Source organism: Ruegeria sp. L12 (assembly GCF_056531745.1).
This window is the reverse complement of the sequence record NZ_JBQFMH010000002.1, coordinates 173,104-196,685: the sequence shown is the minus strand read 5'-3', so window position 1 is coordinate 196,685 and position 23,582 is coordinate 173,104. Positions and strand designations below refer to the sequence as shown.

Sequence of the window (23,582 nt, the reverse complement as noted above, 5' to 3'; positions counted from 1 at the left end):
CTATTTCGTCAGCCCGCGCAGCCCGCCCGAGATCAGGATGTTCACTTCGTACAAAATGCGCGGTGCGGCCAACCCGCCGGGGCTGGCCAGATAGTTCGGGCTCCATTCCGGTTCGAACTTCTGCTTGAAGCTGCGCAGCCCCTCGAAGTGATAAAATTGCTCCCCATGCTCATAGACAAAGCCGCCAATGCGGTTCCATAGCGAGGCAAGTTGCCGGTTCTCGATCCCCGAAAACGGCGCGGCCCCCAATGAGAACCAGTGGAACCCCTGCTCTGCCCCCCATGACATCATCTCGGCAAAGAGCGCATCCATGACAAAGCTGGGACTGTCGGGTTCATAGCGCATCAGGTCCAGTGACAGTTCCGACTTGTTGCCACCCTGAAACAGGTTCGCAAAGGCCATGATCTTACCGCTCTCATCCCTTAAAACCGCATGATCGAAATAGGACAGGTACTTTTCGTCAAAGCCCCCTAGCGCAAAGCCCTTCTCCTCACCCGCCTTTTTGGCAAGCCAGTCGTCCGAGATTTTGCGCAGTTCCGGCAGCACCGGGGCCAGTTCCTCTTTGGGAATGATCTCGAACACACAGCCTTCGCGTTCGGCCCGGTTCTTGGCCTGCCGGAACCGTTTGCGCGGCTTGCCGTCCAGTGAGAAATTGGTCAGCGGCACCCGCGCAACCTCGCCAATCTTCAGGATCGACAGGCCGAGGTCCAGAAACGTCGGCAAATACTTGGTCGAAACACTGTAGAAAGCGCATAGCTTGCCTTCGCGATCCGCCATTTCACGCAGTTGCCAGACCAACTGCTGCCCGGCCTTTTCGTCGCCCACCGGTTCGCCCTTGGTGATCAGGGCGTTGCCCGTATCGGCGTAGGCCAGAAAGGCGGTCTGATCATCTGAAATCAGGAACTGCTTGTCTCCGGTCAAGGAAATCTGGGACTCGGTATCTTCACATTCCATCACCAGCCGCTCGACCACTTCGGGGATTTCGGTTCGGGTCGGGGCCGGAATCTCTCGCCCGAACAGCGAATTCACCGCCACAACTCCAAGGATCACCGCCACCACGAGGCTAGAGCGCAGGAAGCGGGAGGCATCGCCGTTCCAGGCGAACTCCCACCACAGCGCGTTCTGGTATTCGACATGGGAATAGGCAAACAGCCCGATCCAGAAGATCACCAACAGCAAGGCCATGACGCTGACCAGCCACGGGATGTTCAACCGGAAGATCGACGCGCCGCTGACCCGGTAGAAGGCGCCACGAAACATGGCCAGCAAGGCGATGGTGCCGAGCAGAGAAAGCGCCTCATGCGTGTCCAGGCCTTTGGCGAGTGAGGCAAAGAACCCCGCCACCATCAACAGCATCGCCACGACCCAGGCGCGATACAGCTTGCGGAACAGACCGCGAGAGACCAGCAGCAGCAACACCCCCACCGCGCTGCCCGCCAGATGCGAAGCCTCAACGAAGGACAGCGGCAGCACCTCACGCAGGGCGCCGAGGTTCTGCGAACTGGAAGGCAATGCGCCCGAGACCAGCAGGACAATCCCGGCCACCGCCGCGATTCCCGCGGCCACCATCGGTACGATCGGGCGAATGGCGCGGTAAACCCATGTCGCCGCCCCTCCGATCTTGTCCCGCTGTGTCAGGGCCGAGGCCCCGGCGATAGACAGGGTTGCGATGCCAAACGGGCAAAAAGTGTAGACGACCCGATAAAGCAATAGCGCCGCAATCACATCCGAACGCCCCGAGGCCCCCAGACCTGCGATCAGAGTCGCCTCAAACACGCCGATCCCGCCCGGCGCGTGGCTGAGAATGCCGACCGCGATAGCCGCGATATAAATGGTGAAAAAGTACGGAAAACCGACACCCAGATCATCCGGCATCAGCACATAAAGCGCCATGGATGCGCCGAATACATCCCCGACCGCCGCAACGGTCAGCAGGCTGGCCAGCTTGCCGCCCGGCAGGTTAAAACCAAACCCTCCGTATCCCAATCGCCGCCCCCCGGTAGACAGCCAGACGAACAGCGCCACAAGCCCTGCCAGAAGGCACAGGCCAATGACGGTTTCGGTGGTCTCTGCGATAGGCAATACCTTCGAGATACCGTCGGGGTGGAAGGTCAGAAGTATACCCAGAAGCAGGATCAGCCCCATCCAGAACGCCACCCAAGAGGTCGCGATCACTCCGGCGACGCGCCCCAGATCCAATCCCAGCGAGGCATAGATGCGATAGCGGATGGCCGTGCCGGTGATATAGGAAAAGCCCAGACAATTCGACACCGCATAGCCACTGGCCCCGGCCATGCCTGCGATGGGCAGAGGGACTTTGCCCTCGGCGACGCTCTGTACGGCAAGGACATCATAGAAGGATAGCGACAGAAAGCTGACCGCCGTCCAGCACAGCGCGAAAAACATCACCTTCCACGAAGTCGCGGCGATATCGGTCTTCACATCCGCCCATTTCACATGCGCCGACAGGTCGTGAAGAACAAATAACGCGATCAGCGTTATCGCCACTGGCACTGCAATCCGAACCAGAGGTTTTTCCAACAGGCCCGTTACACGCTCGGCCAGCTTTTGGGCCCGCGACTCGTCGCTTGTTGCCTCTGAAGTCATTCTGATTATCCCTACCCTGTTGCGGGTTTCGGTGTCAGGTCAAAGCTTTACATATAATTGCCAGCCGTCAAAGCATGTTGCGCCCGGATTCATGTCCGCCCCTTGCGTGTCGACAGCAACAGGTTGGTCTCGGACCGGGTGACACCCTCCATCCGCCGGATTGCAAACAGCACGTCGTCAAACTCAGCCAGCGTGTCGGTGCCGATCTCGACGATCAGATCCCAGCTGCCATTGGTAGAATGCACCGCCCCCACCTCGCGCATCGCCGCGATCCGTGATCTGATCCGCTCGGTTCCCCGACCTTCAATCTCAAGCATCATCAGCCCGCGCACCGGGCTTTCCGACACGCCCTGTCGGGTCACGACTGTGAAGCCGACGATCTCACCCGATTGCTTGAGGCGTTGAAGGCGGCTGCGGACGGTCGTCCGTGTGACGCCCAGCACCTCAGCCAATTCCGACAACGATGCCCGCGCGTCCCGGTGCAGTGCATTCAGCAATCGGCTATCCAGTTCGTCCATAAGAGCTTTCCAATTCGAATTTCACCAATCCAGTTTGATCATTTTGGTCTCTTTTCTCAACCCGTACTGCATTTCTATAAAAACATATGGACAAAAAAACGCTCATTCTGGCCGGAGCTCCGATGGATTCCGGCAAACGCCGTCAGGGCTGCCGCATGGGTCCTGATGCCTATCGCGTGGCCGGTCTTGCACAGGCTTTGACCGATCTGGGCCACACGGTCACGGATATTGGCGACACGCGACCGGACCATGTGGATATGGTCGAACATCCACATCTGTTCGCCCTGCCCGAATGCGTGGGCTGGACGCAAGCACTGTGCCGGACGGCACAGGATGCCGCACAACAAGGTCTGCCGATATTCATGGGTGGCGATCACGCGCTCTCGATGGGCACGGTCTCGGGCATGGCGGCGCATGCGCTGAGCATTGATCGTCCCCTATTTGTGCTGTGGCTCGATGCGCACAGCGACTTTCACACGCCCGGCAGCACCGGCAGCGGCAACCTGCACGGCACGCCCGTCGCCTACGTCACCGGACAACCCGGGTTCGAGGCCTTCCCGCCCCTCGCCGCGCCTATCCCGACGGACCGGGTTGGTATGATCGGCCTGCGCTCGGTCGATCCGGCCGAACGCGCCGCACTGGAAAAAGATCACGCCATGCTGGCTGATATGCGCAGTATCGACGAGCATGGCATCAAAGCGCCGCTTCTGGCCTTCCTCGATAAGGTGCGGGCCGCGAACGGCATCCTGCATGTCTCACTGGATGTGGATTTCCTCGATCCCTCGGTCGCACCTGCGGTCGGCACCACCGTCCCCGGCGGCGCAACCGAGCGTGAGGCGCATCTGGCCATGGAACTGCTGCACGAAAGCAGCCTTGTCTGCTCGCTGGATCTGGTCGAGCTGAACCCGTTTCTTGATGAACGTGGCCGAACCGCAAAACTGATGGTCGATCTGGCCGCCTCGCTGATGGGGCGCCGCATCTTCGACCGCCCGACACGGAGTTTCTGATGACCCAACCTTCCGACAAGGCGCTGGTACCTTTTGTATCCGTGGACAACATGATGCGCCTGATTCACCATATCGGGGTCGAGCAGATGATCACCCAGATTGCCGCTCAGATCGAAGCCGATTTCAAACGATGGGAGAGTTTCGACAAAACGCCCCGCATCCCGGCGCACTCCCCCCACGGTGTGATCGAGTTGATGCCCACCTCGGATGGCGAGGCCTATGGGTTCAAATACGTCAACGGCCACCCCAAAAACACATCCGAGGGGCTGCAGACGGTGACCGCTTTTGGTCTTTTGGCCGATGTTTATACCGGTTACCCCACTTTGCTGACCGAGATGACGATGCTGACCGCGCTGCGCACGGCGGCGACGTCGGCTTTGGTGGGCAGCTATCTTGCCCCTAAATCCGCCACCGTTATGGCGATGATCGGGAACGGAGCACAATCGGAGTTTCAGTGTCTCGCCTTCAAGGCCATGTGCGGGATCGACACCGTGCGCCTTTATGACACCGATCCGAAGGCTACGTCGAAATGCGCAGCCAATCTGCAGGGCAAGGGGCTGACGGTCATCGCCTGCAAGACACCGGAAGACGCAATCGAAGGCGCCCAGATCATCACGACCTGCACCGCAGACAAAAAATATGCCACGATCCTGACCGACAACATGGTCGGCCCCGGTGTCCATATCAACGCCATCGGCGGCGACTGCCCGGGCAAAACCGAGTTGCATCGCGACATCCTGCTGCGGTCGAACATCTTTGTCGAATATCCCGAACAGACCCGTATCGAAGGCGAAATACAGGCACTGGAACCGGATCATCCCGTAACCGAAATGTGGGAGGTCATGACCGGTAAGGCCAAAGGACGCACGGATGATCGCCAAATCACCTTGTTCGACAGTGTAGGCTTCGCCATCGAGGATTTTTCTGCCCTGCGCTACATCAAACGGGCCATCGCAGGGACAGACTTCTTTGAACCATTGGATATGCTGGCCGATCCGGACGACCCACGAGACCTGTTCGGAATGCTGATGCGGGCTGAATAGACCGTGTATTCGTCTATTTCGCCCTGAAACCGGCAAACAGCCGAGGGGGCTCTGCCCCCAACCGCCTTCGGCGGCCCCCCGGGATATTTTTGGCCAGATGAAGCAGCGGATCTTTAGCCATTCGTTGCGATACTCACGGTGCGGTACAGGCAGGAGTACCGGTGGCCGCGCCAGGTGAAGCACTCCGGTTGCAATCGGAGAGTGGATCCCTTGCTTCATCTGGCCAAAAATATCCCGGAGCGCGAGGCAGAGCCTCGCAAAAAACTGCTATCCCGCAAGCGACGGCAGATAGAGCACGATTCCAGGGTAAGCCACCAGCAATGCGATGGTCAGCGCATCTGCAACAAAGAAAGGCGTCACGCCTTTGAAGACATCCTGAACACTCAGGTCGGGCCTTACCCCGGCGACAACAAAACAGTTCAGGCCGATGGGTGGCGTGATCAAGCAGAACTCGGCCATTTTCACCACTAAAATGCCGAACCAGATGGCACACATGGGACCGGACATGCCGAAAGCACTGTCGGCGGCGCTGACGGTCTCTCCTCCGTTCAAGGCCATCACCGCAGGATAGACGACGGGCAATGTCAGCAGCAACATACCGATTGCATCCATGAACATGCCCAAGACCGCATAGGCCAACAGGATGCAAATCAGGATCAGCATCGGCGACATCTCAAGCGAGGTGATCCAGTCGGAAAACGCCCCCGGCAAATCCGCAAATCCCAAAAAGCGGACATAGATCAGAACACCCCAGATGATCGTAAAAATCATCGCCGTCAGTTTGGCCGTTTCCAACAGCGCCGATTTGAACTCGGGCCAGCGCATGCCGTGAAACAGCGCAAAACAGAACACGATGAACGCACCGATCGCGCCACCTTCGGTCGGGGTGCCCCACGCTTTTTCGCCAAACGGATTGTAGACGAAACAGATGATGATCAGGATCACCGCGACAATGGGCAAGGCGCCGGGCAAAGCGGTGAAACGCTCTTTCCAGGTAAACCCGGTGACCGGAGGCCCAACCGATTTGAAGACCACAGCAATTCCAACGATCAGAACGCCATAAACGACCGCTGAGAACGCCCCAGGGATAAATCCGGCAAGCAACAGTTTGCCCACATCCTGTTCGACGATGATGGCGTAGATCACAAGGATCGCTGAGGGCGGGATCAGCGAGGCGAGTGTGCCACCAGCGGCAACAACGCCCGCCGCAAAGCGTTTGTTATAGCCGACAGACAGCATTTCGGGGATTGCGATGCGGGCAAACACCGCCGAGGTCGCAACCGATGCACCCGAGACTGCCGCGAAGCCAGCCGTGGCGAAGATGGTGGACACGGCCAGACCACCGGGCACCCACGCGATCCAGCGCTTGGCGGCTTCGAACAAGGCGCGTGTCAATCCGGCGTAGTAGGCCAGATAGCCGATCAGGATGAAGGTCGGGATCAGGCTGAGCGTATGAGACGCCACTTTCGAGTGCGGCACCTGACCTGCGGTTTTCACGGCGACGGTGACGGCCTTGCCGAACCGGCCGGGATCATAACCGAACTTGGCCCAGAATATCCAAATCAGACCAATCAATCCGGCCAGCCCGGCGGCAAAGGCCACGCGCATACCGGTAACGACCATGACCAGCAGACCTGCAGTGACCCACAGCCCGATTTCGATCGTGTCCATGGGTCAGTTCTGCCTTTCGTACTGCTCGGCCTCGGCGGCGGCCTGCGCCGCAGCATCCTGGATCAATGGCACTGCAACCGGCAGCTTTGCCCCCGTGATAAGCGCGCGGCCATAGCCCCAGACTTGCAGGACCAGACGCAGGCACAAGACCGTGAAAGCGACCGGGGCAAGCAGCTTGGCGGGCCAGAGCGGAATGCCGATATCGATCGAGCTGTCACGGCTCCACATCGGGGCACCAAAGTCAAAGGATCGGTCGAAGTGGGACCAACTGCCCCAGACAAGGGCCAGCATCAACAGCAGGATCAGTAGGACCGAAGTCAGTTCGAACAGCCAAAGCGCGCGCCCCTTCAGGCGCGATATCACGATATCCATGCGGATATGGCCGCCATCACGCTGGACATAAGAGATGCCCAGAAACGCAATCAGCGGCATGGCCTGTTCGATCCAGTCGACATAGCCCGGCAGCGGTGCGTTCAAAGCATTTCGACCACTGACCGAGATCACTGCCAGCACCATCAACCCGAACACCGCCAACCCACTGATCAGCGCCAGAAAACGTTCCAACCTTAGCAAACGCTGGTCCAGACGGCTGATCAGGCTGCCGTCCTGCAGCACAGTGGCATGTCCTGCCATACTGGTGATCCTTCGCTGTCAGGTATGGCCGGGCACCGGACGGCTCCCGGCTGATCCGATCAGTTGCCGCCGCGTTGCTGCTTCAACGTGGTCTGGACGAGATCGTAGAGGTCCTGCGCCGGCAGACCCTGCGCTGTCATATCCATGATCCATTGCTCGCGAATGGGATCTGCGGCCTTGGCGCGAAACTCCTCGATCACGGCGTCGTCGATCATGACTTTGGCCACGCCCTTCTCTTCCAGAACGCTGTCCCACTGTTCCAGCAGCCCGCCGTAATTGGCCAGATAATGCGCGATGGCCTCATCAACCGAGCTGTCCAAAGCTTCACGGTGCTCGGCAGGCAGGGCCTCATAGGCATCGATATTGACGACAACGGGACAATTCACGGTGCCGGGGTTGAGGTTTGCGGTCCACCAGTCGGCCTCGTTGATCGTGCCGAAGGACAGATGAGCGTGCTGCGCGAAGGCGACCGTGTCGACCACGCCCGATTCCATCGCGTTATAGGCTTCGGTTGCGGGAACGGATGTGGGCACACCTCCAACGGCTTCAAAGGCTTGCCCCAGACCGCCAGTCGCGCGCACACGCATGCCGTCGAAATCGGCCAGTTTGTCGCGCGCATCGCCGGTGCCGACAAGATTGTATTGCGGCATGGGTGAGGTCATGATGATACGCGCATTCCACTGCGCCATCTCGTCCTTGACCGCCGGATGATCATAGACCGCGTGGCTGACGGCCACTTCTTCGTCCAGCGTGTTCACACCCAGAAACGGCAGCTCCAGCACGGTGATCGCGCGGTTCTTGTCACGGTGGTAGCCAGCGCAGAACTGCGCCATCTCGAAGGCTCCGATCTCGATCCCGTCCAGGTTTTCGCGCGGCTTCGACAGACCGCCATAGCTGACGTTGATGGTGAAATCGCCGCCCGTTTTTTCGCTAACCAGTTCGGCCAGTTTCTCGACATGTTCGGTGAAGGCCCGGCGTTTACCCCAGACCGAGGCATTCCACTCGGTCGCCGCCGCTTCGGTGACGAATGCAAGGCTCAGCGCGGCAATGGCCGCACCGCTCAACATCTTGTTCATTGTGTATCCTCCCATTGATGCGCCGCTTGACGAGACGCTTGATTTGGAAGCTAGCGCTAAGTCCCTGATGTGCCAACCCCCGCATCAGACAGGCGACCGGATGCAGATCGCTATGGGCAGGTGAAAGAAGTGACGTCGGCCTTGCCGATTCAGCGATCACACCTAACAGCTTACCAATTGTTTTATCATCGTAATTCATGACATAGCAGGATTATTTTACAGTTTTTGCAAAAATACAGAAATTTATTTACAAACTAATCCAAGGATTACCGTAATTTATTTCTTTCTTTTCCAAGCCCCGTATTATCCGAAGTGGGGAGGAACCGGATCGACATTGCCTGATCGGCGGCGATATCAATCCAATGTAATCCAGTTCTAGAGGGAGGAGCCTCAACAATGACCACCGCTGCTCAGGCAGATGCCAAGACCTATCCGCCATCCGCAGAAACCGTCGCTCGTGCGCATGTGGACGCCGGCAAATATGCCGACATGTATGCGGCTTCGATCAACAACCCCGAGGCCTTCTGGGACGAGCAAGGCAAGCGCGTAGACTGGATCAAACCTTATTCTCAGGTCAAAGACGTCAACTATGATCTCGGCTCGGTCAAGATCAACTGGTATTCCGACGGTACGCTGAACGTTTCGGCCAATTGTCTGGACCGGCATCTGAAAACCCGTGGCGATCAGACTGCCATTATCTGGGAACCGGACGATCCGCAGGATGCGGCCCAGCATATCACCTATGCAGAGTTGCACCGTCGCACCTGCCGCATGGCCAACATTCTGGAATCCATGGGTGTGCGCAAAGGCGACCGCGTCGTCATCTATCTGCCGATGATCCCCGAAGCTGCCTATGCCATGCTGGCCTGCGCCCGCATTGGCGCCATCCATTCCATTGTTTTCGCGGGCTTCTCGCCCGACGCGCTGGCTGCGCGGGTCAATGGTTGTGACGCCAAGGTAATCATCACCGCCGACGAAGCCCCCCGTGGCGGCCGCAAGACACCCCTGAAATCAAACGCAGACGCCGCCCTGCTGCACTGCAAGGACAGTGTGAAATGCCTTGTCGTCAAACGCACTGGCGGGCAGACGACCTGGATCGACGGCCGCGATTACGACTATAATGAAATGGCGCTGGAGGCGGATGATTACTGCGCCCCGGCTGAGATGAACGCCGAAGATCCTCTGTTCATCCTCTATACCTCCGGTTCGACCGGTCAGCCCAAGGGCGTCGTTCATACGACCGGCGGCTATCTGGTCTATGCCTCGATGACTCATGAAATTTCCTTCGATTACCACGACGGCGACATCTATTGGTGCACCGCCGATGTGGGCTGGGTCACCGGCCACAGCTATATCGTCTATGGGCCGCTGGCCAATGGCGCGACGACACTGATGTTCGAAGGCGTACCCACCTACCCCGATGCGGGCCGTTTCTGGGAGGTTTGCGCCAAGCACAAGGTCAACCAGTTCTACACCGCTCCCACCGCGATCCGCGCGCTGATGGGTCAGGGCAATGAATGGGTCGAGAAACACGACCTCAGTGACCTCAAGGTGCTGGGAACCGTGGGCGAGCCGATCAACCCCGAAGCCTGGAACTGGTACAATGAGGTGGTTGGCAACGGCAACTGCCCCATCGTCGACACCTGGTGGCAGACTGAAACCGGCGGCCACCTGATGACCCCCCTGCCCGGCGCGCACGCGATGAAGCCCGGCTCGGCGATGAAACCGTTCTTCGGCATCGAACCGGTGGTTCTGGACCCGCAATCGGGTGTCGAGATCAGCGGCAACGGCGTCGAGGGCGTGCTGTGCATCAAGGACAGCTGGCCCGGCCAGATGCGCACCGTCTGGGGCGATCATGAGCGGTTCGAAAAGACCTATTTCTCGGACTACAAAGGCTATTACTTCACCGGCGACGGCTGCCGTCGCGATGAGGATGGCGATTACTGGATCACTGGCCGCGTCGATGACGTGATCAACGTCTCGGGTCACCGCATGGGCACAGCCGAGGTGGAGAGCGCGCTGGTGGCACATGCCGCCGTGGCCGAGGCCGCCGTTGTGGGATATCCCCATGAAATCAAAGGGCAAGGCATCTATTGCTATGTCACTTTGATGAATGATCGCGAACCATCGGATGATCTGCTGAAAGAGCTGCGCACATGGGTCCGGACCGAGATCGGCCCGATTGCATCCCCGGATGTGATCCAGTGGGCACCGGGGCTGCCCAAGACCCGTTCCGGCAAGATCATGCGTCGTATCCTGCGCAAGATCGCCGAGAACGATTTCGGCTCGCTGGGCGATACGTCTACGCTGGCCGATCCGTCGGTTGTCGAAGACCTGATTGAAAACCGTGCGAACAAGTGAGGGTGTGATGGACGTTGCCACTACCACGACCCCCGCTGTTCTGATCCTTCTCGGCCCTCCGGGCGCCGGGAAGGGAACGCAGGCGCGGATGCTGGAAGACAAGTTCGGACTGGTGCAGCTCAGCACCGGTGATCTGCTGCGCGATGCGGTTGCTGCGGGTACCGAGGCCGGAAAGGCCGCCAAAGCGGTGATGGAGGCCGGTGAACTGGTCAGCGACGGGATCGTCATCGACATCCTGCGGGACCGGATGGCGGAACCGGACTGCGCAAAGGGCGTCATTCTGGACGGCTTCCCGCGTACCACGGTTCAGGCCGAGGCGCTGGATGGTCTGCTGGCCACTGCCGATCAGAAGATCAACGCGGCCATCAGTCTTGAGGTTGAAGACGCCGAAATGGTGACGCGAATCTCAGGCCGCTACACCTGCGCGGGCTGCGGCGAAGGGTTCCATGACACGTTCAAGGTACCTGCCGTCGAGGGCAAATGCGACAAATGCGGCCACACCGAGTTCAAACGCCGCGCCGATGACAATGCCGAGACGGTCGCCTCGCGTCTGGCCGCTTATCACGCACAGACCGCGCCGTTGATTGACTACTATCAGAACCAGGGCGTGCTGAACGGCATCGACGCCATGGGACAGATCGACGACATCGCCCGGGACCTGCAGGGTCTTGTGGGCAAGGTCATGAATTAAGGGGAGGAGAGAGGCCTAAGGGCCTGCCCCACAACAGAATACTTCAATGGACCGCCTTGGCGGAACAGGGAAGTTTTGCCTGACGTTACGGAGCGTTCGGCACATTCGAGAAGCGGCCCGACGCACTGGAGGAGTTGGGCACAGGGCCGCCCAACGAGGAAGCGAAGGAGGAACCCGCGATGGCGGATCATTCAACAAACTCCGCGCAGACTGCCGAAGCCGACAAGGGCTATTGGCAGGCCAACCTGCGCCTCATCTACATCAGCCTCGCGATCTGGGCGCTGGTGTCTTTTGGATTCGGCATCCTGCTGCGTCCGCTGCTGTCCGGCATCGCCGTGGGCGGCACCGATCTGGGCTTTTGGTTCGCTCAGCAGGGATCGATCCTGGTCTTTCTGGTGCTGATCTTCAACTACGCCTGGCGCATGAACAAGCTCGACGCTGAATACGGCGTGGACGAGGAGTAAACCCCATGGACCAGTTTACCATCAACCTGCTGTTTGTTGGCGCGTCCTTTGCGCTTTACATAGGCATCGCGATCTGGGCCCGCGCGGGTTCCACATCGGAATTCTACGCCGCCGGTCGCGGCGTTCACCCGGTCACCAACGGTATGGCGACAGCGGCGGACTGGATGTCCGCGGCCTCGTTCATCTCGATGGCGGGCCTGATTGCCTTTACCGGCTATGACAACTCGACCTTCCTGATGGGTTGGACCGGTGGCTACGTTCTGCTGGCGCTGCTGCTTGCACCTTACCTGCGCAAGTTCGGCAAGTTCACCGTGTCGGAGTTCATCGGCGATCGTTTCTACAGCCAGACAGCCCGCATCGTGGCGGTGATCTGTCTGATTGTGGCATCGGTGACCTACGTTATCGGTCAGATGACCGGCGTTGGCGTCGCCTTTGGCCGCTTCCTCGAAGTATCGAACACCACCGGGCTGTTGATCGGTGCAGGCGTTGTGTTTGCCTATGCGGTGTTCGGGGGGATGAAGGGCGTGACCTACACTCAGGTCGCTCAGTACTGCGTGCTGATCACCGCCTATACCATCCCGGCCATCTTTATCTCGCTGCAGCTGACCGGCACACCGGTTCCGGCGCTGGGTCTGTTCGGTGACACCGCCAGCGGTGAGCCCCTGCTGACCAAGCTGGACGCCATCGTGACCGAGCTGGGCTTCAACGACTATACGGCCCACCACTCGAACACGTTGAACATGGTGCTGTTCACCCTGTCGCTGATGATCGGTACCGCCGGTCTGCCGCACGTGATCATGCGCTTCTTCACCGTGCCGAAAGTGGCTGACGCCCGTTGGTCTGCTGGCTGGGCGCTGGTGTTCATCGCGCTGCTGTACCTGACCGCCCCTGCGGTTGGCGCAATGGCCCGTCTGAACATCACCGACATGATGTGGCCCAATGGTGGCATCGAAGGTGGCGCTGTCTCGGTCGAGGAAATCGATACTGATCCGCGCTATGACTGGATGGCGACTTGGCAGAAAACCGGTCTGCTGGACTGGGAAGACAAGAACGGCGACGGCAAGATCCAGTACTACAACGACAAGTCCGAAGCGATGACTGCAATCGCGGAAGAAAAAGGCTGGGTCGGTAATGAGCTGACCAAGTTCAACCGTGACATCCTGGTTCTGGCCAACCCCGAAATCGCCAACCTGCCGGGTTGGGTGATCGGTCTGGTCGCTGCCGGTGGTCTTGCGGCTGCTCTGTCGACCGCTGCGGGCCTGCTGCTGGCGATCTCGTCGGCCGTGTCCCACGACCTTGTCAAAGGCGCGATCAACCCGCAGATCTCGGAAAAGGGCGAACTGCTGGCCGCGCGTATCGCAATGGCTGTCGCCATCGTTGTCGCAACCTATCTGGGTCTGAACCCACCGGGCTTTGCGGCGCAAACCGTGGCCTTGGCCTTCGGTCTGGCGGCAGCTTCGATCTTCCCGGCGCTGATGATGGGGATCTTCTCGACCCGCATCAACAACACCGGTGCGGTTGCAGGTATGCTGGCTGGTCTGACCGTTACTCTGGTCTACATCTTCCTGCATAAGGGCTGGCTGTTCATTCCGGGCACCAACTCGTTCACCGATGCTGATCCTCTGCTGGGTCCGATCAAGTCGACCTCGTTCGGCGCGATTGGTGCGATGATCAACTTCGGCGTCGCCTATGTGGTCGCAGGCATGACCAAAGAGACTCCGCCGGAGATCGTGGAATTGGTCGAAAGCGTACGCATTCCCCGTGGTGCGGGCGCAGCTCAGAACAAATGAGCATGATGCGGCACTTGGGTAAGCCCATGTGTCGCGTCTTTTGACCGACGACTCCCGCCCGGCACTCTACCGGGCGGGATTTTTACCCAGAGACGCAGGAAAATCTGATGCCCCTGTCCCATGACCAGATCACCCGGTTTCTGAAATCCGTACACCCCTATGACGCCCTGCCCGCGCAGGTTCTGGACGATCTGGCAAAACAGATCGAAGTCTGGGAACTGGATGAGGACAGCTCGATCTATGAGCTTGGCCATGCAATGCCGGGCGTGTTCGTCATCTATGAAGGACAGGTTGAAATCACCGATGAGAACGGCGCCGTCGTCTCTCATCTCGGGCTCAGGAACTCCTTTGGTGAACGTGGGCTGCTGAAAGATGGCAAGGCCGCCACCAAGGCACGGGCGCACACGCCGTCCGTTCTGATCCTTCTGCCCCCTGATCTGGTGCGTAAGTTGATCGACGGGCACGACGTGGTCTCGAAATTCTTCAACAGGACTCGTGGCAACCGGAGCGGACCGGACAGTCTGGCGACGAGCGCGGTTGACGTGTTGATGGCGCACAACCCCGCCACCTGCCCGCCCGACACGCCGGTGCAAAGCGCCGCCCAAATCATGCGCGACCGCCATATCTCATCGCTTTGCGTGACCGAAGGCGACCGGCTGCTGGGCATCACGACCCTGCGCGATATTTCGGGCAAATTCGTCGCCGAGGCGATGCCTGCCGACACATCGGTTTCGGCCATCATGACCACCAACCCGATCACGCTGGCGCCCACCGATATCGGCTCGGACGTGCTGCATGTGATGATGGAGCGTGGCATCGGCCATATTCCGATATCCGAGGCCGGGCGGCTGGTTGGTATCGTCACGCAAACCGACCTCACCCGGTATCAGGCGGTCAACTCTGCCGAACTGGTGGGCCGGATTGCCCGCGCCGACACTGCTGATGAAATGGCCTCGGTCACCGCCGAGATACCGCAACTGCTGGTCCAACTCGTCGCGGGCGGCAACCGGCATGAGATCGTGACGCGGCTGATCACCGACATCGCAGATACCGCAACGCGGCGCTTGCTGGCACTGGCCGAGGCCAAACTGGGTGCGCCGCCGGTGCCTTACCTGTGGCTGGCTTGCGGTTCACAGGGACGGCAGGAACAGACCGGTGTTTCGGATCAGGATAATTGCCTGATGCTGGATGACAGCGTGACCGATGACGACATGGCTTATTTCGCAGCTCTGGCCAAATTCGTCTCGAACGGGCTGGACACCTGCGGATATTTCTATTGCCCGGGCGACATGATGGCGACAAACCCGCGCTGGTGCCAGCCGGTGCGCGTCTGGCGCGACTATTTCAAAGGCTGGATCGCCAAACCCAACCCCGAGGCACAGATGCTGGCGTCGGTCATGTTCGACCTGCGGCCCATCGGTGGCTCTTTCGATCTGTTCACCGACCTGCAGGCCGATACGCTGGCTGCGGCCAATGCGAACTCGATCTTCGTGGCGCATATGATCTCGAACTCACTGAAACACACGCCTCCTCTGGGTTTGCTGCGCGGGTTTGCCACCATCCGGTCGGGCGAGCATCGCAATACGCTGGACCTCAAGCATAACGGTGTCGTGCCCATCGTGGACCTGGCCCGCATCTACAGCCTGCAGGGGCAACTGACCGAAGCGAACACCCGCGCGCGCCTCAGCGCCGCCGAGGCTGCTGGGGTTCTCAGCGCCTCGGGCGCGCGCGATTTGCTGGATGCCTACGACCTGATCGCCGAGACTCGACTGGAACATCAAGCCCGTCTGGTCAAGGCCGGAGATGCGCCGGACAATTACCTGCCCCCCGCGGAGTTGTCCGATTTTGAGCGAAGTCATCTCCGCGATGCGTTTGTCGTGGTAAAAACGATGCAATCAGCGGTCGGACATGGCAAAGGTATGCTGGGCTAAGACAGCAGGAATGAACGGAGAAACCACATGTTTCTGGAACTGATCGGCACGATTTTTGCGGGCTTCGCGTTTGCGGGTGTCGTGATGGTGGTAAACAAGCTGACCGGAGGCCGCCTGCCCAAATGGGCCGCGCCGGTCGCAGCGGGTGTCGGGATGATCGCGATGACGATCACCAGCGAGTATTCCTGGTACGACCGCACCCGTGACCAACTGCCCGAAAGCCTGACCGTGGTGCAGGAGGTCGAAAGCCGCACATTCTATCGCCCCTGGACCTATGCGGTACCCTTTGTTGACCGCTTTGCCGCCATCGACGCCGCGTCCGTGCGCACCAATTCAAGCGTACCGGATGAGCGTCTGGTCGATCTCTATTTCTTTGGCCGCTGGGCACCTGTCTCCAAAGTACCAGTCGCCGTCAACTGCGCCGACAACAGCCGCGCCAATCTGGCCGATGGCGCAGAATTCGCCGATGACGGGCGCTTGCTGAATGCCAGCTGGATCAAGGCCAACGCCGATGATCCGGTGATCGAGGCCACCTGCGGGGTCTGACCATGCTGAACCATCTGAGCCTGCGCCTGAGAATCTTTCTGTTCTTCCTGCTGCTGGCGGCGGGTGGACTGATCATCAGCGCTCTGGCTTTGTGGATCGGCTATCGGCGAGCCAGTGATCCGGCCCTGATGGACGCCTTCATCTTTGCCGAGATCCTGATCGCCTTCGGGATGCTGGCGCTGGTCGCCGGGGTCTGGCTTTTGTTCGATGACAATATCGCAAAACCGATCGAACGGCTTTCGGCCCAGCTGCGCGCGCGGGCCCATGCCGGGGTCAGCACCGATCTGGACCTGCAGGCCGCGCGGTATCTGGGCGATCTGGCCCCAGCCGCGGCCGGGCTGGCCGAGCAACTGGCCGCCAATGCTATGAACACGGCCGAGGCGGTGGCGGCGGAAACCGCCCATCTCGCCTCTGAAAAGCAACGGCTCACGGCGCTGCTGACCGAGATTCCGGTAGCCATGCTGCTGGCCGGCCCCAAGCACCAGATCGTTCTGTATGACGCGCAGGCGGCTGAGGTTCTGGCCCAGATCGCGCATCCCCGGCTGAATGCCTCGCTGTTCGACTATCTCGAAGCGACGGGCCTGACGGATTCTTATGCCAAGTTGGTCAAGACCGGAAAGGACGTACATTGTACCCTGACCAGTGTCGATGGGCGGCAAACCTATTCGGCCCGGATGAAACCTCTGGGCGATGCGCCCGGCTATATGCTTGTCTTCGATGACAGCGCTGCCCAGATCGACCCCAATGAGGCCCGCCCGCTGGTTTATGATTTCGAACTGCTCGATACGTCCGGCGACGACGCGTTTGAAGAAAAACCCTTGCTGGACCTGTGCTTTGTTGTTTTCGATACCGAAACTACGGGCCTTCTGCCGCATAAGGACGAGATCGTGCAGATCGGTGCGGTGCGCGTCGTGAAAGGCAAGATCGTCGAAGGTGAGCGGCTGGATACTCTGGTCGATCCCGGCATCCCGATCCCGCCCGCCTCGACCAAGGTGCACAAGGTCAGCGACAGGATGGTTCAAGGCGCGCCTGACATTGCCGAGGCCGGTCGCAGCTTTCATCAATTCGCCCGCGATGCGGTGATTGTTGCGCATAACGCTCCATTCGACATGGCCTTCCTGCGCCGCCATGCCGAGCGAATGCAGGTGGAGTGGAGCCATCCCATTCTCGACACCGTTCTGCTGTCCGCCGTGCTGTTCGGAGCAAGCGAAACCCACACGCTGGATGCGGTCTGCGAGCGGTTGGGCATAACCATCCCCGAAGCCCTGCGACACACGGCTTTGGGTGATGCCGTCGCCACCGCCGAGGTACTGGTTCGGATGCTCCCAATGTTGACGGCGCGCGGCATGGTGACATTTGGCGACGTCATCGTGGAAACGCGCAAACACGGACGGTTGCTGGAAGATCTGAACTGATCGGAATTTCCAGAACCTGCATCAGCTTTTCATGGACAATCCCCGCGCCGCGTGGCACCTGAGACAGGCCCATTGAACGAGCGCGTGATGACGGAAACAACTTTCACTCCCGGACCCGAGCAGAGATTTGCCTTTCGCGAGGCCCTGGGCTGTTTCGGCACCGGTGTTACCGTCGTCACCACCAATACCGCCGAAGGCCCTGCCGCGATCACGGTGAACTCGTTTGCGTCCGTATCGCTGGACCCGCCTCTGGTCTTGTGGTGTCTGGATCGGAATTCGAACCGATATGATGCGTTCAGCACCTGCGAGCATTATGCAATCCATGTAATGGCACAGGACCAGCACGATCAGGCCTTGCAGTTTGCACGCAACGGCTTCGACTTTTCCCATGCGGATTGGCAGGAAGATGATGCCGGGCGGCCCCGTCTTGCGGAATGTCTGGCCCGCTTCGACTGCCGTTTATCGGCCCGTCACGAGGCCGGGGATCACCTGATCCTTGTCGGTCATGTCGACACGGTCATGCATCGCCCCGGTCAGGGGCTGATCTTCAAGCGCGGACAATTCGGCGGGTTTGCCGACCTGATTTAATCGTCCAGCGATCCGTGAACGGCCAGGGCTTCCAGCTGGGTTTCCTGCGGGGTGATCACGCGAAACGCCTCGTGCACCCCTGCCCCCGTCAATTCCCGCGCGACGGTCAGCAAGGTGTTCGGGGCGTGATCCTCGCACATCTCGGCCATATGCGCGATTTCTGACTGCGCCACCTCCATCGCGGCCTCGACTGATGGCGCACCATAAAGCTGCACGAAATGCTCGGCCAGATACCCCGTGATCCGGTCAATCTCGGCCAGCTCAACCTGCGTGACTGCAACAAAGGTCACGCGCCCGAAGGTTTCAAGCCCCAGCCATCCATTGGCGAAGGCCTGACGTGCCTTGCCCTCCAGATCGCCTTCACCCCAGTTCGAGAATTCGAACCCGCCCGAGATGCACCATTCGCCGGTTCTTGCGGGCGAATGGAACACGTTCATATCACTTTCATCGAAATGGATTGCACGGGCGAGTTTCATCAGGTGGTCTCCAACAATTCCGTTAGCGGGCGCAGATGGGTGTCGGCACCGTCGCGGATCAACATCCCGAACCGTTCGTCGGTGCCCAGAAATACGCCCAAATCTCCAACGGGTTCTCCGACGCCGCGCAGCAGCCCCAACCATTCGGCATGAAGCGGCGCGTTGCCATCCTCGCTCCAACGGTTGAGCCAGGTCAGCATGTGGCGCGACCAGCTTTCGACCAGTTGAGTCGCCGAGACCTCGGCACACCCCTCGTCATAAAGCGCGGTCACATCCGGCGTGTCCCCCGGCGCGTCGCTGGTTTGCAGCAGCGCCAGATCCCAGCCGACGATCAGCCAATCGGGAATGGTCTCTGGCTCAGCAGAGGCGGCGGCTACCTTCATCACCCCGCATTTGGCACCGTTCACGCAAATCAACCCGTCCCAACCCAGATGCACCGCAACCTCGGGCGGGGCCAGCGCGCCCAGCGCGTTCTGGAACCCGACCGCGCAGAGCGGCAGCATCGCCATCGCGTCCTGCAGCGCAACCTCAGGCGCAAAGACGATGGCAACGCGCAGACGATCCGCCTGAATGTTGTAAACCACCGTACCTGAATCGCAGCCCAGCGCCGCCATGGCCTGCGCGCGTTCGAACGGGTCCTCGCCGCCCTGTGCCGGGTGGCCCGTCAGCAAAGGCGGAAAGACCGGCTGGTTCATGCGTTGCCTTTGGCGATCATGTCGCGGGCGATCTTGCAGAAAGCGTCGGCCTGCGGGCTGTCCGGTTTGCTGACCACGATCGGTGCGCCCCCATCGGCAGCCACACGGATATCCAGATGCAGCGGGATTTCCCCCAGCAGCGGAACGCCCAGCGCCTCGGCCTCGGATTTGACACCGCCGTGACCGAAAACATGCTCCTCATGCCCGCAGTTCGAGCAGATATGGGTCGACATGTTCTCGATCATGCCAACGATGGGCGTCTTGAGCTGGTTGAACATGTCAATCCCCTTGCGAGCATCGATCAGAGCCACGTCCTGCGGCGTAGAAACCACAATGGCTCCGTCCACCTTGAATTTCTGGCTTAGCGTCAGTTGCACGTCGCCGGTGCCGGGCGGCAGGTCGACGATCAGTACGTCCAGCGCCCCCCATTGCACCTGCCCCATCATCTGCTGCAACGCACCCATCAGCATCGGGCCACGCCAGACAACCGCTTGTCCTTCGTTGGTCATCAGGCCCATCGACATCATGGTGACGCCATGATTGCGCAGCGGCAGGATTGTCTTGCCATCGGGGCTGGCCGGGCGGCCCGAGACGCCCAGCATCCGGGGCTGTGACGGGCCATAAACGTCGGCATCCAGCAGGCCCACACGCCGCCCCTCAGCCGCCAGAGCGCAAGCCAGGTTGGCCGATACGGTCGACTTGCCGACCCCACCCTTGCCCGAGGCCACCGCGATGATCCGGTCCACCCCCGGCACCGCCTGCGGGCCGGTCTGCGACGGCTTGGGTTTCGGCTTCAGATCGGGCGGCGCCTTGTCCGAATGCGCCGTCAGCATGGCCGAGACCTTGGACACGCCCTCGACCATCTGCGCCGCCTGTTCGGCGGTGGCGCGCACGGGCTCCATCTTTTCGGCCTGCTTGGGGTCTATCTCCAGCACAAAGCGAACGGTATCGCCTTCGACATTCAGCGCCCGCACGATGCCCGCGCTGACAATATCCTGCCCCGAAACCGGGTCTGTGATCTTTTTCAGGTTCGCCAGAACCGCGTCACGGATGCTCATGCCATCGTTCCCTTGATCAGCCCTGCGTTCAGGGTCTTGCGTATCGACAGGTTGTAGTCGCCGCTCATTGCATGTGTCTCCGTCTCTTTCTGTTTATTTGACGCATCCGGTTTGTCGCCGCTAGGCTTGGCCATGCGCTTTGTCCTGTTGTGCCTGAGCCTGACGCTCACCGCCACCCCCTCTTGGTCACAAGAGGCGCTTGGCCTTGCCGCCCCGGATGAGGTGACAGACTCGGGTCTGCTGCAACATATTCTTCCACGCTTCTCTCTCAAGACCGGGATACGTGTTGTTTCGGACGAAAGCGGCGTCATGTCACTGGCCCCTTCCCCGCCCGGCGATCCGGTCTTTGAACGTGACGGGGTGATCTATCACCTGCGCATCGACGACAGTGCAAGGCAGGCACGGTTCCGCGACTGGCTGCAATCCGATATCGGCAAACGTACGGTCGAAAGTTTTGCCCCCGCAGACGGCAAGCCCTTCAGCGCAAGTTTCGAAATCGCCGCCATCACCGAGGAAACAGAGGTCGACGGCAACGCGCTGCTGGGCGAGGATCTGTCGTTGACCCATTGTGGCCGCTGTCACGTGATCGGCCCGCAGAACCGGATGAACGGACTGGGTTCGACCCCGTCTTTTGCCGTGTTGCGCGCGATGCCTGATTGGTCCGAGCGGTTTCAGGCTTTCTTTGCCCTGAACCCGCACCCTGCCTTCACGCAGATCGAAGGTGTGACCGAGCCTTTCCCGCCCGAGCGCCCCTCGCCCATCCATCCGGTCGAAATGAGCCTTGATGACCTCGAAGCGATTCTGGCCTTCGTCGCCGTCCTGCGCGCCGCCGATCTGGGCGCCCCGCTGCAATTTCAGTGATCCTTGCGTTTCGAGAAATAGTCATCCGTCGTCACAACCCGAGGTCTGGGGGCCGATTGAAACGGATTGTCGGTGCTGTGGAACTGAGCGTTCACACGGCAATTATCACACATCTGAATCATTCTGGCCTGATCCGAGGTTGCGAACATCGGGTGTGTCCCTGACAGTTTCTCAATGATCCGCTCAACCGTCGATTTGACCCCAAAGGCAGCGCCGCATTCGACACACTCAAAGGGTTCTTCCTCATTCAGCACCTGCTGCGACAGCGCAGCGTCACTCAGGTCAAGCTGAGGCATCAGCGTAATCGCCTGCTCGGGGCAGATCGTACGGCAGATTCCACATTGCAGACAGGCGTCCTGCTGAAAATTCAGCTGTGGCTTGTCCGGATTGTCGATCAGAGCGCCCGAGGGGCACAGGGATACGCAACTGAGGCACAAGGTGCAGGTGTCGGTGTTGACCGCCACTGCGCCATAAGGCGCGCCTTCGGGCAATGCCAGCGGCGCTTCGGTGTTCGGGTTCAAGGCCTGCGCCGCCAGACGCGTGATCTGGCGTCGGTTGCCCAGCGGAAGGACCGGATCTGTCAAAGGCTGCGGAACGTCTTGCGTATAAAGCAGATCAGCCAGCGCATCCGGGTCGGCCTCATCAATCAGGCTCAGCGCATCTTGGCCCGCGATGGCCTGCGCCAGTTCCAGTTCCCGATCCAGCGCATCCCGTTCCGTCCCTGACCCCATCAGGACATCGACACGGGCAAAACCATGCGCCAGCCCGGCCAGCATCTCGGCATGGCCAAAGCCAGACACCACCTTCAGTTCCAGTGGAATGACGTCGGCGGGCAGGCCCCGTCCAAACCGGGCCGCCATGCGGATCATCTGCGCCCCATGGGCATCATGCACCAACAGGCGCGGCGCTACGCCGCCTGCGCGCCGGTACGTGCGGGCCAGAATGTGCATCCGCGACAATACCGCCGAGACCGGCGGGTCCTCATAGGTGATGGCGGTCGACGGGCACAGGGCCGCGCATTCACCGCACCCGGCACAGATCATCGGATCAATGGCTACGTGATCACCCGCAGGCGTGATCGCACCGGTCGGACAGATATCCAGACAGTTCGAACAGCCCGTCTGCTCAGCCCGGGAATGCGCGCAAAGCGTCTCGTCCAGCCGAACATAGAGCGGCTTTTCAAACGTCCCGACCAATTGCACCGCATCGAAGGCAAGACGCGCAACAGCCACTGCATCGCGGGGATCGGCACGCAAATAGCCCTCGCGCTTATCGGGGGCCGTGACCAGAGGCGTTCCTCCGGTCAGATCAACGACGATATCGCAACGCGACGTTGCGCCATCCCGCGGCGCGCTCCAGCCGAACCCACCGCGCCCGCCCGGCTCTAGCTGCTGCACCTGATCCAGATGCCAGATGAACCCGCCCAGCGCACCGGACAGATTGCGCACCCGCGCCCGGGCGACATCAAAGGCTCGGCTCAGCGGCTCGGCCTCATCCGTTACGATTACAGTCACGGCCAGCGAGCCGGACAGTTGTTCGGCCAGTGGATAGGCAACCTCTCCGGCACCGATGATGCAGCAGGTGCCTTCACTGATGACATCAACGCTGGGTGTAATCGGTTGCGGCAACAGGGCCTCGGTAGCCAATGCTGCCATTTTGGGCATCGCATCCGCGCCTTGCTCGGACCACCCTGCCCGGTCGCGCAGATCGACAAAGCCGGGCTCTGCAACGCCCAGCTCTTCTGCAAGTTCGCTGAAAATCGCGCCTTCCTGCCCGCAGGCAATCACCACCTGCTCATCGCCGTTCAGAAGTTCGGAAGCGACCCCCAATTCCCGCGTACACAGAGCGGTGTGGACTTTCGAGCACGCCACCTCACAGGCCGAAGAAATTCCGTCTGCATCTAGTGCCTGCGTTCCATCGCAATCACACAACACGAGCTTGCTGGCCATATTCCCTCCCGGCGCTGCTTGCTGCACGTCAGCACCTTAGTCCTAATCCTCGCCGTGACAATGTGAAGGCCGGGTTAAAGGTCAAATTTATGCACTATTATTCATCACAACTTTGCGTGCCAAGCACAGGCATAAGAAATTTACGAATAAACAGTTAGTGATTGCGACACATATCGCACAAACTGGACTTGGCAGGTCACCA

21 protein-coding genes are annotated in these 23,582 nt (G+C 60.2%); 11 read left to right on the top strand and 10 right to left on the bottom strand.

The features are described 5' to 3' along the window. Together mprF and ACR0K9_RS03915 are read right to left on the bottom strand one after the other, a co-directional pair. On the bottom strand, positions 1-2,607 hold the full coding sequence (gene mprF, locus ACR0K9_RS03920) for a bifunctional lysylphosphatidylglycerol flippase/synthetase MprF (RefSeq protein WP_480820932.1): 2,607 nt from the start codon (positions 2,605-2,607) through the stop codon (positions 1-3). 89 nt (positions 2,608-2,696) lie between these two features. After that, positions 2,697-3,125, bottom strand: coding sequence for an Lrp/AsnC family transcriptional regulator (locus tag ACR0K9_RS03915; RefSeq protein WP_480820930.1), 429 nt, complete (start codon positions 3,123-3,125; stop codon positions 2,697-2,699). Between the two features lie 86 nt (positions 3,126-3,211). On the opposite strand from ACR0K9_RS03915, the gene rocF reads away from it, so the two are divergent. Together rocF and ACR0K9_RS03905 are read left to right on the top strand one after the other, a co-directional pair. Next, positions 3,212-4,132: an arginase gene (gene rocF, locus ACR0K9_RS03910; RefSeq protein WP_480820928.1), complete on the top strand. Its 921-nt coding sequence runs from the start codon at positions 3,212-3,214 to the stop codon at positions 4,130-4,132. Next, the gene (locus ACR0K9_RS03905; protein WP_480820926.1) at positions 4,132-5,175 is read left to right on the top strand and encodes an ornithine cyclodeaminase; all 1,044 of its coding nucleotides are present in this window, start codon (positions 4,132-4,134) and stop codon (positions 5,173-5,175) included. Before rocF ends, ACR0K9_RS03905 begins: the two co-directional genes overlap by 1 nt. A gap of 267 nt (positions 5,176-5,442) precedes the next feature. On the opposite strand, the gene ACR0K9_RS03900 is transcribed toward ACR0K9_RS03905, so the two are convergent. Genes ACR0K9_RS03900 through ACR0K9_RS03890 form a run of 3 tightly spaced genes read right to left on the bottom strand, consistent with a single transcriptional unit; the run spans position 5,443 to position 8,555 of the window. Further along, positions 5,443-6,846, bottom strand: a complete 1,404-nt coding sequence (locus ACR0K9_RS03900; protein ID WP_480820924.1) for a TRAP transporter large permease — start codon at positions 6,844-6,846, stop codon at positions 5,443-5,445. 3 nt (positions 6,847-6,849) lie between these two features. After that, a complete protein-coding gene (locus ACR0K9_RS03895; RefSeq protein ID WP_480820922.1) occupies positions 6,850-7,479 on the bottom strand; it encodes a TRAP transporter small permease subunit in 630 nt (209 codons plus the stop codon). A 59-nt stretch (positions 7,480-7,538) separates the two neighbouring features. After that, on the bottom strand, positions 7,539-8,555 hold the full coding sequence (locus tag ACR0K9_RS03890) for a C4-dicarboxylate TRAP transporter substrate-binding protein (RefSeq protein WP_480820920.1): 1,017 nt from the start codon (positions 8,553-8,555) through the stop codon (positions 7,539-7,541). Between the two features lie 396 nt (positions 8,556-8,951). Here ACR0K9_RS03890 and acs point away from each other — a divergent pair, with 396 nt between their 5' ends. The 8 genes from acs (at position 8,952) to ACR0K9_RS03850 (ending at position 18,341) form a co-directional block, all read left to right on the top strand. Then, positions 8,952-10,916 carry an acetate--CoA ligase gene (gene acs / locus ACR0K9_RS03885; RefSeq protein WP_480820918.1) on the top strand — a complete coding sequence of 655 codons (1,965 nt, stop codon included), beginning with the start codon at positions 8,952-8,954 and terminating at the stop codon, positions 10,914-10,916. Between the two features lie 7 nt (positions 10,917-10,923). After that, entirely contained in the window at positions 10,924-11,607 is a 684-nt protein-coding gene (locus tag ACR0K9_RS03880) for an adenylate kinase (RefSeq protein ID WP_480820916.1), read from the top strand. A gap of 179 nt (positions 11,608-11,786) precedes the next feature. Beyond that, positions 11,787-12,071: a DUF4212 domain-containing protein gene (locus ACR0K9_RS03875; RefSeq protein ID WP_480532861.1), complete on the top strand. Its 285-nt coding sequence runs from the start codon at positions 11,787-11,789 to the stop codon at positions 12,069-12,071. A gap of 5 nt (positions 12,072-12,076) precedes the next feature. Then, entirely contained in the window at positions 12,077-13,861 is a 1,785-nt protein-coding gene (locus tag ACR0K9_RS03870) for a sodium:solute symporter family protein (RefSeq protein WP_480820914.1), read from the top strand. A gap of 107 nt (positions 13,862-13,968) precedes the next feature. Beyond that, entirely contained in the window at positions 13,969-15,792 is a 1,824-nt protein-coding gene (locus ACR0K9_RS03865) for a DUF294 nucleotidyltransferase-like domain-containing protein (RefSeq protein WP_480820912.1), read from the top strand. A gap of 27 nt (positions 15,793-15,819) precedes the next feature. Continuing rightward, positions 15,820-16,338, top strand: coding sequence for a hypothetical protein (locus tag ACR0K9_RS03860; RefSeq protein ID WP_480532867.1), 519 nt, complete (start codon positions 15,820-15,822; stop codon positions 16,336-16,338). Positions 16,339-16,340: 2 nt separating this feature from the next. Beyond that, positions 16,341-17,753, top strand: a complete 1,413-nt coding sequence (locus ACR0K9_RS03855) for a 3'-5' exonuclease (protein WP_480820910.1) — start codon at positions 16,341-16,343, stop codon at positions 17,751-17,753. 87 nt (positions 17,754-17,840) lie between these two features. Beyond that, complete coding sequence (locus ACR0K9_RS03850; protein ID WP_480820908.1) at positions 17,841-18,341, top strand: flavin reductase family protein; 501 nt, start codon at positions 17,841-17,843, stop codon at positions 18,339-18,341. Here the strand turns inward: ACR0K9_RS03850 and ACR0K9_RS03845 are convergent. Genes ACR0K9_RS03845 through ACR0K9_RS03830 form a run of 4 tightly spaced genes read right to left on the bottom strand, consistent with a single transcriptional unit; the run spans position 18,338 to position 20,704 of the window. Beyond that, positions 18,338-18,817 carry a DUF6505 family protein gene (locus tag ACR0K9_RS03845; RefSeq protein WP_480532873.1) on the bottom strand — a complete coding sequence of 160 codons (480 nt, stop codon included), beginning with the start codon at positions 18,815-18,817 and terminating at the stop codon, positions 18,338-18,340. The genes ACR0K9_RS03850 and ACR0K9_RS03845 overlap by 4 nt on opposite strands. Beyond that, positions 18,817-19,512, bottom strand: coding sequence for a biotin/lipoate--protein ligase family protein (locus tag ACR0K9_RS03840; RefSeq protein WP_480820906.1), 696 nt, complete (start codon positions 19,510-19,512; stop codon positions 18,817-18,819). The genes ACR0K9_RS03845 and ACR0K9_RS03840 overlap by 1 nt, the downstream gene beginning before the upstream one ends. Then, positions 19,509-20,570, bottom strand: coding sequence for an Mrp/NBP35 family ATP-binding protein (locus ACR0K9_RS03835; RefSeq protein WP_480820904.1), 1,062 nt, complete (start codon positions 20,568-20,570; stop codon positions 19,509-19,511). The genes ACR0K9_RS03840 and ACR0K9_RS03835 overlap by 4 nt, the downstream gene beginning before the upstream one ends. Next, the gene (locus ACR0K9_RS03830; RefSeq protein ID WP_480532879.1) at positions 20,567-20,704 is read right to left on the bottom strand and encodes a hypothetical protein; all 138 of its coding nucleotides are present in this window, start codon (positions 20,702-20,704) and stop codon (positions 20,567-20,569) included. Before ACR0K9_RS03830 ends, ACR0K9_RS03835 begins: the two co-directional genes overlap by 4 nt. Here ACR0K9_RS03830 and ACR0K9_RS03825 point away from each other — a divergent pair. Next, on the top strand, positions 20,703-21,431 hold the full coding sequence (locus tag ACR0K9_RS03825; protein ID WP_480820902.1) for a hypothetical protein: 729 nt from the start codon (positions 20,703-20,705) through the stop codon (positions 21,429-21,431). The genes ACR0K9_RS03830 and ACR0K9_RS03825 overlap by 2 nt on opposite strands. Here the strand turns inward: ACR0K9_RS03825 and ACR0K9_RS03820 are convergent. Beyond that, positions 21,425-23,380, bottom strand: coding sequence for a 4Fe-4S binding protein (locus ACR0K9_RS03820; RefSeq protein ID WP_480820900.1), 1,956 nt, complete (start codon positions 23,378-23,380; stop codon positions 21,425-21,427). The genes ACR0K9_RS03825 and ACR0K9_RS03820 overlap by 7 nt on opposite strands. Positions 23,381-23,582 lie beyond the last annotated feature (202 nt).